Origin of the sequence: Flavobacterium sp. I-STPP5a (assembly GCF_009764685.1) — a bacterium.
In the GTDB taxonomy this organism is placed as follows: Bacteria; Bacteroidota; Bacteroidia; order Flavobacteriales; family Flavobacteriaceae; genus Flavobacterium.
The window spans coordinates 26,010-40,768 of record NZ_VHLM01000059.1; the positions used below are offsets into that span (position 1 = coordinate 26,010).

Consider the following 14,759-nt stretch of genomic DNA (forward strand, 5'->3'; position numbering starts at 1 on the left):
AAATATAACAAAAGTATCTTAAAATTTCCTTTTTTTTCAACATTTGATTGACTTCATATTTCACTAAAGCTTGAAATACAAAATAATAACAACAATTTCATTTTTTTACGTTTATAAAGTTGTGTTAAGATCAAAAAATAACTGATTCTTAAAAGCCTCCGTTTCTATATATTTGCCTTTAAAGCCACATTTGATGAAATTTCCGAAAAATACAAATATACTACATATTATCCTGCTCCTATCCCTTTTAATCTCCTGTGAAAAAGTGAAGAAAAAAGTTGAACTCAGAGACGATCAACTTCCTAAAACTACTTTGCCTATAATGAAACCATTACTGCAAAAAGAAGCACCACTTGAGGCACTGTATATAAACCAAAAAAGAGCACAAATTGATTCGTTTTACAAAAAAAACTGGCCTAATAATACTGCTAATGGAAGTTTTCTAGTAGCTAAAAATGGTCAAGTAATTTTTGAAAAATACGAAGGTTATTCAAACTTTAGAGATCAAACCCTAATAAAAGCAAACACTCCTCTTCACATTGCATCTGTAAGTAAAGTGATAACAGCTACTGCTATTTTAAAATTGGTAAATGCAAAACGAATCTCTTTAGATCAAAAAGTAAATACGCTTTTAATAGAATTCCCATATCCCGATGTGACTGTTAGAACTCTACTGAATCATAGAAGCGGAATGCGGAATTATGCCTATTTTACAGATAGAGACAAAAGTGTTTGGGACAGGAAAAATATTTTAACAAATAAAGATATTCTCAACTTACTAGCTACAAAAAACATAGCGTTAGAGTTCAAAACAGATACACGTTTTAGCTATTGCAATACCAATTATGCTATACTAGCCTTATTGATAGAAAAAGTTACAAACTTGACTTATAAGGAAGCAATGAAACAACTTATTTTTGAACCGCTTGGAATGCAAAACACCTACGTTTTTGATTATGAAAAAGATAAAAACACTGCTGTTACATCATACAAAGGGAATAAAATAGAAATTGGTAAAGATTATTTAGATGCTGTTTATGGAGACAAAAATATATACTCCACCCCAAGAGATTTATTAAAATTTGACCGTGCTAGAAGTGGTACTCAATTTTTAAATCCTTCATTATTAAAAGAAGTCTACAAAGGTTACAGCAATGAACGTAAGGGGACAAAAAATTACGGTCTTGGGATTAGAATGATCAACTGGGATACAGGGCAAAACTTTTATTTTCACAATGGTTGGTGGCATGGTAATACCTCATCCTACATTACCTTAAAAGAGGAAGGCGTTACAATTATTGCATTATCAAATAAATTTACAAGAAAAACCTATAATGTTAGAAAGCTGGCTGTTCTTTTTGGGGATTATCCGTTCAAGATTGGAGATGAATAAATTTAGGAATGATTTTTGTTTTAAAGGATTAAATTAGTTGTACATTTGCAACCTGATTAAAAAAGGGGTCGACTGGTTTTGACAGCAAGTCGAATTGATACATAAGCACGTCGAGAACTGGGACAATTCTCGTTAATAAAAGGTTTCAAAACATTTACACGGCGAAGGAAACTACGCTCTTGCTGCATAATCCGAATTATAGTAAGATTAGCCTCGTCCTACCAGGTAGGAAAGCAGGATTCTCCTCGAAAGCTCTGGTTTTTAGCGTTCGAAACAGGGGAATCGTAAATTAAAACCTAGAATTTTGTAAGCTACGGACAATTTTCGAAACTAAAGTAGCTAAGCAAAGTGTGGCTGTTTCTGGCCTAGCACTGCGTCTAAAATTCAATCAGGAAATAAGCGCGTAGAAAGTGTATGAATTGCTTGTTTGGACCCGGGTTCGATTCCCGGCGACTCCACTTTAAAAACCTGTTAATGTCTTGATTTATAGATGTTAACAGGTTTTTTATTTTAGTCTTTCCCAACATCTTCCCATTACTACTTTCAAGTCAAAGATAATTATACTATCATCAAGCAATTAAATATTTATTCAATACAATCTTTTTATTATTAACAGTCAAGCTTTTAGCAATGTAATCAGTAATTAGAAAACATTCTTAAAGTTGATATATGTTTCCTAAGAGAACTCAAAGCAGTTTTAGAATGCTATTACAAAATTCTTTTAAAATGATTTTTAATGATGCTCTAGGTGAGTACTAGCCTTAATCTTTGGAGAGTAAACATATCCCAAACTTAGCTCCGTAAAATCAGCCTGCCCTAGATTTGCATTTATATTTGCTGCCAAAAATATGTTGTGTTGCGGAGATTTTTGGGTAGAAAAGGCGTAATACCTAAAACCCAATCGAGAAGAAATCACCTGTTTTACCCTTGCTTTTACCGCAAAATCTTTTGCAATATATTGCCCTGACTTTGAGCTTCCATTGTTTAAGTACCAATCTAATTTATAAGAGGGTTTGTAAAAATTGACTCCCAATTCCGTTTCGACACTAAAATGATTCATTAAAATTTCAAAATTAGCATACATTCCTAAAGTGGTTGCGTTATGAAATGGATTTTCCTTTAAGTATGCAAATTGATTCTTTAACAACTCATCATTACTTTTTATAAAATTAAAATAATCATCATAAAAACGGTAATACATACCTAAACCATATTTGTAGGTCTTATTTTTTATTTTTCCAATGGCAAATGATGCTGTGTAAACGTTTTCAACCGAATTATAACCTCTTGCCAACACTTTTTGTCCTAGACCAAAACGGGTAGAAATATAATTTTGTGTTGATGACTGACTAGTATCAGCCGATTTACGTATTTCAATCAGTTCCTTTTTAGGATACTTAAATTCAGTTTTAAGCGTGGCCAAAACCGAATTCAAACCATGATTAGGCAATCTAGTATGTCCGTTAGAAAAATGCGTTGCTCCTACTCCAAGTTTTACAGCTACTTGGTTTGTTTGTGCTACATCATAATATACAAACGACCTAAATGCCCAAGTTATGGGTGTTGAAACCCCATAATTGCCTGGATTTGTAACCTTATCATAAATCACACTGTGGTAGGAAGCTCCAAGACCTACTTGAAAACGAACTCTATTTGTAAAGCTTTGAAATACTCCAAAATCTAAAAAAGGCAAAACGGCAACACTGTATCCTACTTGCTTAAGATTACCAAAATCGGCGTACGTTACTGCAATTCCAGTTTTAGGATAATTAAGGAATTTAGCCCATGTTTTATTTTGATAGGTAGTTTTTCCAAAAGTTAAATCTATTCCTTTTTGATTTTCAGTCTCGGGAAAAATACTTATCGATGGCAATGTTTTACCCATAGAAAAACCAAGCCCTATAAAACGATGATCCTTTTTACCTTTTGAATCAATATCTTGTGCGTAACCTACCCGAAATGAAAAAATTAGAAATAAAAAAACTATCCTTGAAACCATATTCTACTACAATAAATTATTAGGTGCATACTCATAATGCTATCCTTAAAAAAGCGGTAAAAATAGCAAAAAGAATAACCTAATAGTCAAATCTTTCACCAGATTCAAAGTAACTTTCAATGATAGTTATAATTCATCTAGTTTTTTTTAAAATTAGAAAGCTGTTTAGCTCTAAAATTCTACATTCTAAATGCAATGTAACTTATGTCACTAACCGAGGTAAAAAGCATTGCTACTTTTGCATAGATAAAATTATAAAAGGAAACATTCTTTGATACAAATACATTAAAAAAAACAGTTATGCTTCACATTCTACAAAATATATTTTCTAAAAAAGACAACGGTATCTTAGAAAAAATGATACAAGAGGGCGCCTTGTTAATAGACGTTCGCTCACAAAATGAATTTTCGCAGGGAAATGTGGTCGGTTCAGTCAATATACCTTTAGACCAAATTGAAAATAACCTATACCACTTTAGGAGTAAAACAAATATTATTGTTTACTGTAGAAGCGGTAATCGTAGTGGAAAAGCAAAATCACTATTAAACAAAAACGGTATTAATAATGTTACAAACGGAGGTACTTGGGTTACTATTCAAGACATTCTTAGGAAGATTACTGAAAAAAAATAGTGTCATGGAAATTACAAAACAAATTAATAAAGATCTTATTTTAAGAGAAAAACTAGCACTTCAACGAACAACATTGGCAAATCAATCTACATTTCTTTCCTTTTTAAGAACCTCAATGTATTTCTTGATTGCAGGTTTAAGCCTTAAAAATGTGATCAAAGTAGAGAACAGTATCTTGTTTGAAATCATCCTCTTTAGTGCATCTTTCGTAATTTTTACAATTGGGTGTATGAATTATGTAAAACACAAAAAATCAATTGCTTCTAATAAAAAACACATTGGTGAATATCAATTGGAATATTATGAATTTTAAAAAGTACTTGAATTACAATAAATAAACTTTGTATCAATTACAATATAACAGCATGTTTATGGAAATTTTAGAATTAATCAACGAACCTTGGCCTTGGTATATTGCGGGCCCGCTAGTTGGACTTACCGCTCCGGCTTTGTTAATCATTGGCAACAAATCATTTGGCATTAGTGCTTCATTGCGTCATACTTGCGCTATTTGTTTACCAGCAAATATTAAGTTTTTCAAATACGATTGGAAAAAAGAAATCTGGAATATGTTTTTCGTTTTCGGAATTTTATTAGGTGGCATACTTGCTTACAGCTTTTTGTCAAATCCTAATGCGATTATCATTGATGGAGATCTAAAAACCGAATTGGCAGGCTACGGCATTACTGAAATTTACGGAATGCTACCAGAACAACTTTTCTCATGGGAAAGTTTGTTTACACTCAAAGGCTTTTTCATGATGGTCGTTGGTGGTTTTTTCATTGGTTTTGGTTCTCGTTATGCGGGAGGTTGCACTAGTGGTCACGCTATTTCTGGTTTGTCTAATTTACAAATACCATCATTAATTGCGACATGTTGTTTCTTCATAGGCGGTTTGATTATGGCAAACCTTATTTTACCATTTATTCTTTCACTTTAAAATACTAATTATGAATATAAAAGATCAAAATACTGATTTCGAAATGCGTTCCTTGGATACGGTTTGTATTAACGAAAGCCAATTACAACACAAATGGTACCATAATTTAAAATATCTTGTCATTGGTATCTTGTTTGGAATTGTTTTCATCAAAGCAGAAATTATCAGTTGGTATCGCATTCAGGAAATGTTCCTTTTCCAATCTTTTCACATGTATGGTGTAATTGGAAGTGCCGTTGTAGTGGGAATGACATCCGTTTTTTTGATAAAAAAATTCAATATCAAAACCATTTATGGAGAAAAAATTGAGTTTCACGACAAAACCTTCAACAAAGGACAAGTTTATGGTGGACTTATTTTTGGATTGGGCTGGGCAGTAACCGGAGCTTGTCCAGGACCGTTGTTTGCACAAATTGGAACGGGCGCCACCGTGATGATTGTAACCCTATTTTTTGCAATCGTAGGCACTTGGGTATATGGTTATTTTAGAGATAAACTGCCTCATTAAAACTATTGAAATTTTAAAGAAAAACATAATATAATAAGTAACCTTTCTATATCGTGTTCTTATTATTAGAGTACTTATTTTACTTTAATATTCCCTCTGTTTTTTAAAAACATAACCTCGATAATTTTACTAGACATAGAGGTGCTCACACCTAAATGATTGGATAAAATTTCAATAAGACTTTTTTCCTCTTTTTCTAATGTTCCGTCAGCCAATAAGACCTCTAAGGCAAGAGCAAACAAGGTCTCTTTATCTTCGGTTTCTATCCAAGAGCAACAAGCCTTTATATATTTAAGCTGTCCCAACTCTTGATATAATACGACGGCAGTTTCATAATAAGGTCCGAAATCTACATTCTTAAATTTTTCTTTAGAATACAGTATTCTTGATAGCGATTTTCTTTCGGCTTCAGATATATGATGATCTGCTTTTATACAAGTATATAAAATTCCTAACCAAGCCTCAGCTTCAGATTGAATTGGATTTTCTCCCATAGTATTAATGTCTTTTTCCAAAATTTTTTTTGCTAAATTTACAATTAACCATTTATAAAAACAATCTAGAGTGTGTGTATATTTTGATGTCAAAAAAAAAATACAAAATAAATAGAGACTAACACAAAGTTAACACCTTAAAAGTGAGATTAAAAGAGCAATATTTTTTATATTAGCATATAAATAATAATTCGAACTATAATTTTTATCTATTGATTTTTTAATTTACTACGGGTGTTTTAAATAACTTTGTATTCAGAAAAATAAAAAACAAACATACTATGGAACATAATGCAAAACCAACCTCTTACAATGTAAACGGAGAGAGTAAATGTCCTTTCTCTGGGGCATCATCTGCTGCGCCTAAACAAAGTGTTACTCACGGTAAAACAAATCGTGATTGGTGGCCTAACCAACTTAATTTAAAAATTCTGCGTCAAAATTCATTAGAGAACAATCCCATGGGAGCCAACTTTAATTATGCCGAAGAATTTAAAAAAGTAGATTTAGAGACTTTAAAAAATGATATTAAAGAAGTTATCACAACTTCTCAAGACTGGTGGCCTGCAGATTACGGAAGCTACGGTCCGTTTTTTATACGTTTAGCTTGGCACAGCGCAGGAACATACCGTATTGCTGATGGTCGTGGTGGAGCTGGTTTTGGAACACAAAGATTTGCACCATTAAACAGCTGGCCAGATAATGCCAACTTAGACAAAGCTCGTTTGTTGTTATGGCCCATAAAACAAAAATATGGCAACAAAGTTTCATGGGCAGATTTAATGGTATTAGTAGGAAACTGTGCCTTAGAATCAGCAGGATTTAAAACGTTTGGTTTTGCTGGAGGTCGTGTAGACGTTTGGGAACCACAAGAAGATATTTACTGGGGACCAGAAAAAGAATGGTTGTCTTTAAGTACAGAACCACACAGCCGTTACTCAGGAGATCGTGAGTTAGAAAATCCTTTGGCTGCTGTACAAATGGGGCTTATTTATGTAAACCCAGAAGGACCAGATGGAAATCCAGATCCACTATTAGCAGCACGTGACATTAGAGAGACATTTGCACGTATGGCTATGAATGACGAGGAAACAGTTGCCTTGATTGCTGGTGGGCACACGCTAGGAAAAACCCACGGAGCTGCTGATCCTAATGTATATGTAGGAGCTGAACCAGCAGGTGCATCTATTGAAGAGCAAAGTTTAGGCTGGAGAAATACATATGGCACTGGAAATGGTGCAGATACCATTACTAGTGGACTAGAAGGTGCTTGGACTACTACACCAGTAAACTGGAGTAATAATTATTTTGAAAACCTATTTGGTTATGAGTGGGAATTAACAAAAAGTCCGGCAGGTGCTCACCAATGGAAACCAGTAAATAATGGTGGTTCAGGATCAGTTCCAGATGCTCATGATGCATCAAAAACGCATCAACCAATGATGCTTACAACTGATTTATCTTTGCGTGTTGATCCTGCTTATGAGAAAATCTCTCGTCACTTTTTAGAAAATCCTGATGCTTTTAACGATGCTTTTGCGAGAGCATGGTTTAAATTGACTCACAGAGATATGGGACCAAAAGTGCGTTATTTAGGAAATGAAGTTCCAGCTGAAGAGTTAATTTGGCAAGATCCAGTTCCTGAGGTTACATTTGAATTAATTAACGAGCAAGACGTTGAAGCACTTAAAACTTCTGTTTTATCATCTGGATTAAGTATCTCAGAGTTAGTAAGCACCGCCTGGGCATCGGCATCTACTTTTAGAGGATCTGATAAGCGTGGAGGAGCAAACGGTGCTCGTATTAGACTAGAGCCACAAAAAAGTTGGAAAGTAAACAATCCTTCTCAACTTGATCGTGTATTAGCTGCGCTGGAGAATATCAAAAATGAATTCAATTCTCATAATACTGATAAAAAAGTATCTATTGCTGATTTAATTGTACTAGCTGGAAATGCAGCAGTTGAAAAAGCTGCAGCAAATGCAGGAATTCAAGTTAAAGTTCCTTTTGCCGCTGGACGTACGGATGCTTCACAAGAGCAAACAGACGTTGAATCGTTTGCAGTTTTAGAACCACAAGCTGATGGCTTTAGAAATTATGTAAAAACTAAATATACTGTTTCTGCCGAAGAAATGTTAATTGATAAAGCACAGTTATTGACCTTAACTGCCCCAGAAATGACCGTTTTAGTAGGTGGTATGCGCGTATTGAACACTAATTTTGATAAGTCGCAAAACGGAATTTTTACAAGCAGACCTGAAACACTTACTAATGATTTCTTTGTAAACTTATTAGATTTAAGAACTACTTGGAAAGCCGTTTCAGAATCTGATGATGCTTTTGTAGGTAGTGATAGAATGGCTGGTGGATTAAAATGGATTGGAACAAGAGTTGATTTAATCTTTGGTTCTAACTCTGAATTAAGAGCACTTGCAGAAGTTTACGGTTACCATGATGCACATGAAAAATTTGTAGCTGACTTTGTAGCTGCATGGACTAAGGTGATGAACCTTGATCGTTTTGACTTGGTTTAAATATTGAATTTTAATTTGTTTAAAAGGTGACCTAGCAATAGATCACCTTTTTTTATGAAACCTATTTTATTTTTCTCTTCATAAAAAATGCCCCAATTAGTGTCTAACTTATTGGGGCATGTTCATTGAGATGGCTTTATAAAACTACTAAATCGGATTACAAAGTATAATCAGTGTTCACAAAATTTGATTCTTTACTATTTAATAATGCTTGTAAAATTTCATTATTGTACTCGTTATCCTTTGAGGCCACAAAAGTTCTAATGGAGAACGATCGTAACGCATCATAAATACTCAAAGTACCCACCGCAGAATCCTTACGACCTGTAAACGGATACACATCTGGACCTCTCTGGCAAGAACTATTCAAATTTACCCTACACACTAAATTTACCAAACTATCAATTAATGGTGCAATGGTTTTAATATCCCTACCAAATAAACTTACTTGCTGTCCGTAGTTAGACTCAGCCATATCGTTCAATGGCTCTTGAATATCCTTGAAAGTCATCACAGGAACAACAGGTCCAAACTGCTCTTCGTGGTACACTCTCATTTCCTTATTCACCGGAAACAATACTGCTGGGAAAATATAATTTGGCGTATGCTCACCCCCTTTTTCATTGAGGATTGTAGCACCATTTTTAATTGCATCATCAATTAAATCCTGTATATAAGCGGGCTTTTCTTTTTCTGGCAAAGGAGTTAACATTACCCCGTTGTCCCAAGGATTTCCAAAAGTGAGAGCATCTACTTTGGCAGCAAACCTGGTGTTAAATTCATCTGCAATACTTTCATGAACATATATTATTTTTAATGCTGTACATCGCTGTCCATTAAAAGATAATGAGCCAGCAATACATTCTTGAATAGTCAAATCAAGATCGGCATCTGGTAGAATAATGGCTGGGTTTTTCGCTTCAAGACCTAAAATTAAACGTAATCTGTTTTTATTAGGATGCTGGTCCTGAAGTGCAATAGCTGATTTACTATTCCCTATCAACGCCAGAATATCCACTTTCCCAGATTTCATAATTGGCGAAGCTACTTCGCGACCTCTACCGTAAATGATATTGATGGCACCTTTTGGAAAACTATTTCTAAAAGCTTCTAACAAAGGTGAAATTAAAAGTACTCCATGTTTTGCTGGCTTAAAAATCACAGTGTTACCCATAATCAAAGCAGGAATTAGCAATGAAAAAGTTTCATTTAACGGATAATTATACGGTCCTAAGCACAAAACAACTCCTAAAGGCCCACGACGCACCATGGCATTGACACCTTGACTTTTAGTAAATCGGGATGAATTTCTATCTAATAATTTATAATCTTCAATAGTATCATAAATGTATTCCACGGTTCTATCAAACTCTTTTTCAGAATCTGGCAATGATTTTCCTATTTCCCACATTAGTAACTTTACTACCTCAGCTCGGGTTGCTTTCATTTGCTTGACAAAACTTGTCATGCACTTAATACGATCTGACACCTTCATTGTAGGCCAAAGTCCTTGACCATTATTATAGGCATTACTTGCCGCTTGTACAGCCTCAAGAGCCTCCTCTTCGCCCATAAATGGTATTGAACCAAGAATGGTAGGACCATATTCCAGAGTAGATGAAATTGTAGAAAAAACGGCAGTAGTTTGTCCCTCCCATTTTTTTAATTCACCATTAACAAGATAGGTGTCTTGATTTAATAAACTCTTAATCTGATATTCTTCGGGAATCACATTCATTGTTTTGAATTTTAAAATTAAAAATCAGCAAGCACATGCGCAATATTAAGGCGTTACTACAGTACCTTCCCAATCTAAAATACCTCCTAGTAAATTATAGGTGCTTTCAAATCCCAATTGATTCATTATTTCGCAAGCTTTTGCACTACGCATACCAGATCTACAGTACACATAATATTTTTTGTCTTTATCTAATGCTTCAATTTCATTGATAAAATCTTGGCCCCTATGAATATCAATATTAATGGCATTGGCTATAAAACCATCATTGAATTCATCTTCAGTTCTTACGTCTAAAATTACTGTGTTTTGGTCGGCCTCAAATTGAGAAACCCACTCTTCTTGTGTTAAATTCATACTATTGTTTTTTTGTAAAAATACGATGTTTTTATGAAACAATTATCGAATCAATTGTTAATTAGATTCTAATCCTAAGAAAACGATTGCGTAAAACATTCACATTCAATCAAATAAAACAGCACACTTTAAAAGCCTATAAAATCCATAGGAAAACATTTTTCAACAACCTACTAATGAGCTGTTTAATTATTTTTTAGAACTGAAAAAACGGCTAAATTTGGTATTTTAGATTACTTTTATAAAAAATATAATTCCAAAAATGATTGACTCCATAAAAAAAATATTCCACTCCTTCTCTAATGATTTAGTTCACGAAATAGAAAGTAGTGCAGTCTTACAATCTTATCCAGCTGGAACCGTAATTATGCGTACAGGTCAGTATATAAAAAGTACCGTACTAGTTATTCAAGGAAAAATAAAAATTTACAGGGAAGATGAAAATGGAGGGGAATTTTTCATGTATTATTTGCAGCCAGGTCAAGCTTGTGCCATTTCTATGATATGTGCTACTAAAAATGAAAAAAGTCAAATTATGGCCCTTGTTGTCGAGGATGTTGAGTTGGTAATGATTCCCTTGCCCCTGATGGATAAATGGATGATGCAGCACCGAAGCTGGTACGAATTTGTTATTGACACCTATAGAAGCCGATTTGAAGAAGTTCTTGAAGTGATTGACAGCATTGCTTTTAGAGCTATGGATGAAAGATTAGAATTTTATTTGCAACGCCACGCTACTTCTTGCGGCTGTAAAGAGCTTAAACTATCGCATCAAGAAATAGCATCTGACTTAAATACATCAAGGGAAGTAATTTCTCGATTGTTAAAAAAAATGGAACAAAGAGGAAAAGTGTCACTTCATCGTAATAATATTGAACTTCTTTAAAACTAACATTTTACGTTTTTAAAAATTAGTTCACCTTTCAACAACATCGTTTATGGAATATTTAGGATACATTGCATCCATCATAATTGGGCTATCGCTTGGATTAATAGGCGGCGGAGGCTCCATTCTTACCATACCTATTTTAGTATATCTTTTTAAAATAGATCCTGAAATTGCTACTAGCTACTCCCTTTTTATTGTAGGTGTGACCGCATTATTTGGTTGCGTTAGTCATTACAAGATGGGGAATTTAAAAATTAAATCGGCTTTGTACTTTGCCATACCATCAGTAATTTCAATATTAATAATTCGTGAAGTTATATTCCCTAAAATAGCCACTACCCTATTCTCAATAGCCTCTTATCAAGTCTCTAAAAACGCACTTATTATGTCAGTTTTTTCAGTACTTATGATTGCATCTGCTATTACAATGATCAGAAAATCAAAACCTAGCAGTTCAGCAAATAAGACCAATTATAAACAACTTAGTGCAATTGGTTTTCTTATTGGTATTGTAACTGGATTTTTGGGTGCTGGAGGAGGATTTTTAATTATACCTGCTCTTTTATTTTTTGCGAAATTACCTATGAAGCAAGCGGTGGGCACCTCATTGCTTATTATTTTCATTAACTCGAGTATTGGTTTTGGTGGAGATTTATACATTGGTACACCCATAAATTATAAAATTCTTTTTTTAATATCGGGCATGGCTTTTATAGGAATGCTAATAGGTTTGCAACTATCAAAAAAAATAGATGGAGCGCAACTAAAACCTATTTTTGGTTGGTTTGTACTGTTCATGGGCATCTACATTATTACTAAAGAATTTTTCTTTAAATAAAAACTTTATGTAACAAATATCACTGTTAATACTAAAAAACAGAAGTACATTTGTACTCTAAATAAATTATAAAAATGAAAATAGAACAAATATATACAGGATGTTTAGCGCAAGGTGCTTACTATATTACTTCTAATGGTGAAGCTGCCATTATAGACCCGCTTAGAGAAACGCAGCCATATCTTGAAAGATTACAAAGAGATGGTGTAACATTGAAATACATTTTTGAAACGCATTTTCACGCTGATTTTGTTTCAGGACACTTAGATTTAAGTCGTGCTACAAATGCACCTATTGTTTATGGTCCTAATGCTACTTGCGAATTTGAATGTGTCTCTGCGGTGGATGGCCAAATTTTTACTTTAGGAAATTTGACAATCAAGGTGTTGCATACTCCAGGACACACCATGGAAAGTACTACGTTTTTACTTATTGATGAAAACGGAAAAGACCATGCCATTTTTTCTGGTGACACTTTATTCATAGGTGATGTTGGAAGACCTGATTTGGCTCAAAAAGCAGCACACATGACACAAGAACAACTTGCAGCTACTTTGTACCATTCTCTACGTGATAAAATTATGACTTTGGCTGATGATGTTATTGTGTATCCCGCACATGGAGCGGGAAGTGCTTGCGGTAAAAACATGAGTAAAGAAACCGTTTCTACCATTGGGAACCAAAAAGAAACTAATTACGCCTTAAGAGCAAACATGACCGAAGCAGAATTTATTGCAGAAGTTACAGATGGTTTATTGCCTCCACCAGCTTATTTTGGTATGAATGTAGCCATGAATAAAAAAGGGTACGATAGTTTTGAAAATGTATTGAATTTAGGAATGCGAGCACTAACTCCTAGAGAATTTGAAACTGCTGCCGAAGAAAATGGTGCATTACTTCTTGATACTCGTAAAAACGGTGTTTTTGCAAAAGGATTTATCCCGCAATCAATAAACATAGGTATAGATGGTGATTTTGCACCTTGGGTAGGTGCGCTAGTGGCTGATGTACAACAACCTATATTGATAATTTGTGAAGTAGGACAAGAAGAAGAAACAGTAACACGATTGAGTCGTGTAGGGTTTGACAATTTATTAGGCCATCTTGAAGGAGGATTTGATGCATGGGTGAATGCTGGAAATGAAATAGATACAATTAATAGAATTTCGGCAGCACAATTTGAACAAGAAGTAAAAATAGGTGAAAGCAAAATCGTTGATATAAGAAAAGAGACTGAATATAGCGCAGAGCACGTAGACGATGCTTATAATAAACCACTTGCTGCTATAAATGATTGGATTAAAGATATTGACCCAAAAGAACATTTTTACATTCATTGTGCTGGAGGATACCGCAGTATGATTGCAGCTTCTATCCTTGAAGCTCGCGGTTTTAGAAACTTTACCGAAATTGAAGGGGGATTTAACGCCATTGCAAAAACGAATATTCCCAAAACAGATTTTGTTTGCCAAAGTAAAATATTAAAATAACAATAAACTATAATCAATTGATTCATTTTGATTTATGTCAAAATGATAAATCATTTGATTTGATATAATAAAACTATGTCTGATTTAAAATGTTGCATTGTTAGCTGCGAGCAACCCATAGATGCAAATTATTGGGAATCGCAATATGTTGCACAAACTACAAAATGGGATTTGGGAACCATAGCACCACCACTTCAAGAATTTATAAATACTATAACCAATAAAGACTGTAGTATTTTGATTCCGGGTTGCGGTAATAGTTATGAGGCTGAATATCTTTTAGCAAATGGTTTTAGTAACATTACCGTTATAGATATTGCACCATCACCGGTGGCAGCCTTAACAAAAAAACATGCTAACAATCCAAACATAAAGATTATTCAAGGTGATTTTTTTACACATTCTGGTCAGTATGATTGTATTATTGAGCAAACCTTCTTTTGTGCTATTCCACCGTTTATGAGGCAAAAATACCTTTGGAAAATGCATCAGCTGCTGGCAAAAAACGGAATTTTAGCAGGACTATTTTTTAATAGAAATTTTGAAGCTGGACCTCCCTTTGGCGGAAGCCAAAAAGAATATGAAAGCCTTTTTGAAAATGCTTTCCGAATTCAAAAAATGGAAATAGCCAGAAATTCTGTTGCGCCAAGAGCAAACTCTGAGTTGTTTTTTATGTTTGAAAAAAAGACGAATGTTATTGTGAACTTGTTTGAATTAAACGGAGTTACTTGCTCTACATGTGCCGAAACAATAGATTCAAAATTAACTGATATTGAAGGTATACTTCAAGTTTCAATAAGTACAAACTTCCAAGAAATTGTTATTGTAAGCCACTCGATGATTGTAATTGAAAAACTTCAAGATGCGCTTTTATATGACGCTAATTATTCAATTACGCCTCATAGCACTACCTAGAAAATATGCTTTACTAGTTAATATTGTAAC

Annotated in this window: 14 protein-coding genes and 1 other RNA gene; 11 read left to right on the forward strand and 4 right to left on the reverse strand. The window is 34.0% G+C overall.

The genetic code is table 11. The features are described from left to right. Positions 1–193: 193 nt before the first annotated feature. Positions 194–1,393, forward strand: a complete 1,200-nt coding sequence (locus tag FJV36_RS11660; protein WP_158728005.1) for a serine hydrolase — start codon at positions 194–196, stop codon at positions 1,391–1,393. 64 nt (positions 1,394–1,457) lie between these two features. Then, positions 1,458–1,854, forward strand: a transfer-messenger RNA (tmRNA) gene (gene ssrA, locus FJV36_RS11665). A gap of 272 nt (positions 1,855–2,126) precedes the next feature. Here ssrA and FJV36_RS11670 read toward each other — a convergent pair. After that, positions 2,127–3,392: an acyloxyacyl hydrolase gene (locus FJV36_RS11670; RefSeq protein WP_158728004.1), complete on the reverse strand. Its 1,266-nt coding sequence runs from the start codon at positions 3,390–3,392 to the stop codon at positions 2,127–2,129. Between the two features lie 300 nt (positions 3,393–3,692). Here FJV36_RS11670 and FJV36_RS11675 point away from each other — a divergent pair, with 300 nt between their 5' ends. The 4 genes from FJV36_RS11675 to FJV36_RS11690 are packed head-to-tail and all read left to right on the forward strand — an operon-like array spanning position 3,693 to position 5,474. After that, entirely contained in the window at positions 3,693–4,025 is a 333-nt protein-coding gene (locus FJV36_RS11675) for a rhodanese-like domain-containing protein (RefSeq protein ID WP_158728003.1), read from the forward strand. Positions 4,026–4,029: 4 nt separating this feature from the next. Next, complete coding sequence (locus FJV36_RS11680) at positions 4,030–4,338, forward strand: DUF202 domain-containing protein (RefSeq protein ID WP_158728002.1); 309 nt, start codon at positions 4,030–4,032, stop codon at positions 4,336–4,338. Between the two features lie 58 nt (positions 4,339–4,396). Beyond that, the gene (locus FJV36_RS11685; RefSeq protein WP_370514374.1) at positions 4,397–4,966 is read left to right on the forward strand and encodes a YeeE/YedE family protein; all 570 of its coding nucleotides are present in this window, start codon (positions 4,397–4,399) and stop codon (positions 4,964–4,966) included. A gap of 10 nt (positions 4,967–4,976) precedes the next feature. Then, complete coding sequence (locus FJV36_RS11690) at positions 4,977–5,474, forward strand: DUF6691 family protein (RefSeq protein ID WP_158728001.1); 498 nt, start codon at positions 4,977–4,979, stop codon at positions 5,472–5,474. Between the two features lie 74 nt (positions 5,475–5,548). Here the strand turns inward: FJV36_RS11690 and FJV36_RS11695 are convergent, their stop codons facing one another. Further along, positions 5,549–5,989 (reverse strand): TerB family tellurite resistance protein, encoded by a 441-nt coding sequence (locus FJV36_RS11695; protein ID WP_158728000.1) that lies wholly within the window; start codon positions 5,987–5,989, stop codon positions 5,549–5,551. Between the two features lie 260 nt (positions 5,990–6,249). Between FJV36_RS11695 and katG the strand changes: the two genes are divergently transcribed. Beyond that, positions 6,250–8,502, forward strand: coding sequence for a catalase/peroxidase HPI (katG, locus tag FJV36_RS11700; protein WP_158727999.1), 2,253 nt, complete (start codon positions 6,250–6,252; stop codon positions 8,500–8,502). Between the two features lie 157 nt (positions 8,503–8,659). On the opposite strand, the gene FJV36_RS11705 is transcribed toward katG, so the two are convergent. Both FJV36_RS11705 and FJV36_RS11710 read right to left on the reverse strand, forming a co-directional pair. Then, complete coding sequence (locus tag FJV36_RS11705) at positions 8,660–10,240, reverse strand: NADP-dependent glyceraldehyde-3-phosphate dehydrogenase (RefSeq protein WP_158727998.1); 1,581 nt, start codon at positions 10,238–10,240, stop codon at positions 8,660–8,662. Positions 10,241–10,285: 45 nt separating this feature from the next. After that, positions 10,286–10,597, reverse strand: a complete 312-nt coding sequence (locus FJV36_RS11710; RefSeq protein WP_158727997.1) for a rhodanese-like domain-containing protein — start codon at positions 10,595–10,597, stop codon at positions 10,286–10,288. 262 nt (positions 10,598–10,859) lie between these two features. Here FJV36_RS11710 and FJV36_RS11715 point away from each other — a divergent pair, with 262 nt between their 5' ends. The 4 genes from FJV36_RS11715 (at position 10,860) to FJV36_RS11730 (ending at position 14,729) form a co-directional block, all read left to right on the forward strand. After that, positions 10,860–11,483, forward strand: a complete 624-nt coding sequence (locus FJV36_RS11715; RefSeq protein WP_158727996.1) for a Crp/Fnr family transcriptional regulator — start codon at positions 10,860–10,862, stop codon at positions 11,481–11,483. A 52-nt stretch (positions 11,484–11,535) separates the two neighbouring features. Further along, complete coding sequence (locus FJV36_RS11720; RefSeq protein ID WP_158727995.1) at positions 11,536–12,324, forward strand: sulfite exporter TauE/SafE family protein; 789 nt, start codon at positions 11,536–11,538, stop codon at positions 12,322–12,324. A 74-nt stretch (positions 12,325–12,398) separates the two neighbouring features. After that, the gene (locus FJV36_RS11725) at positions 12,399–13,814 is read left to right on the forward strand and encodes a rhodanese-like domain-containing protein (protein WP_086454056.1); all 1,416 of its coding nucleotides are present in this window, start codon (positions 12,399–12,401) and stop codon (positions 13,812–13,814) included. Between the two features lie 75 nt (positions 13,815–13,889). Further along, positions 13,890–14,729: a methyltransferase domain-containing protein gene (locus tag FJV36_RS11730; protein ID WP_158727994.1), complete on the forward strand. Its 840-nt coding sequence runs from the start codon at positions 13,890–13,892 to the stop codon at positions 14,727–14,729. Positions 14,730–14,759: the final 30 nt, after the last annotated feature.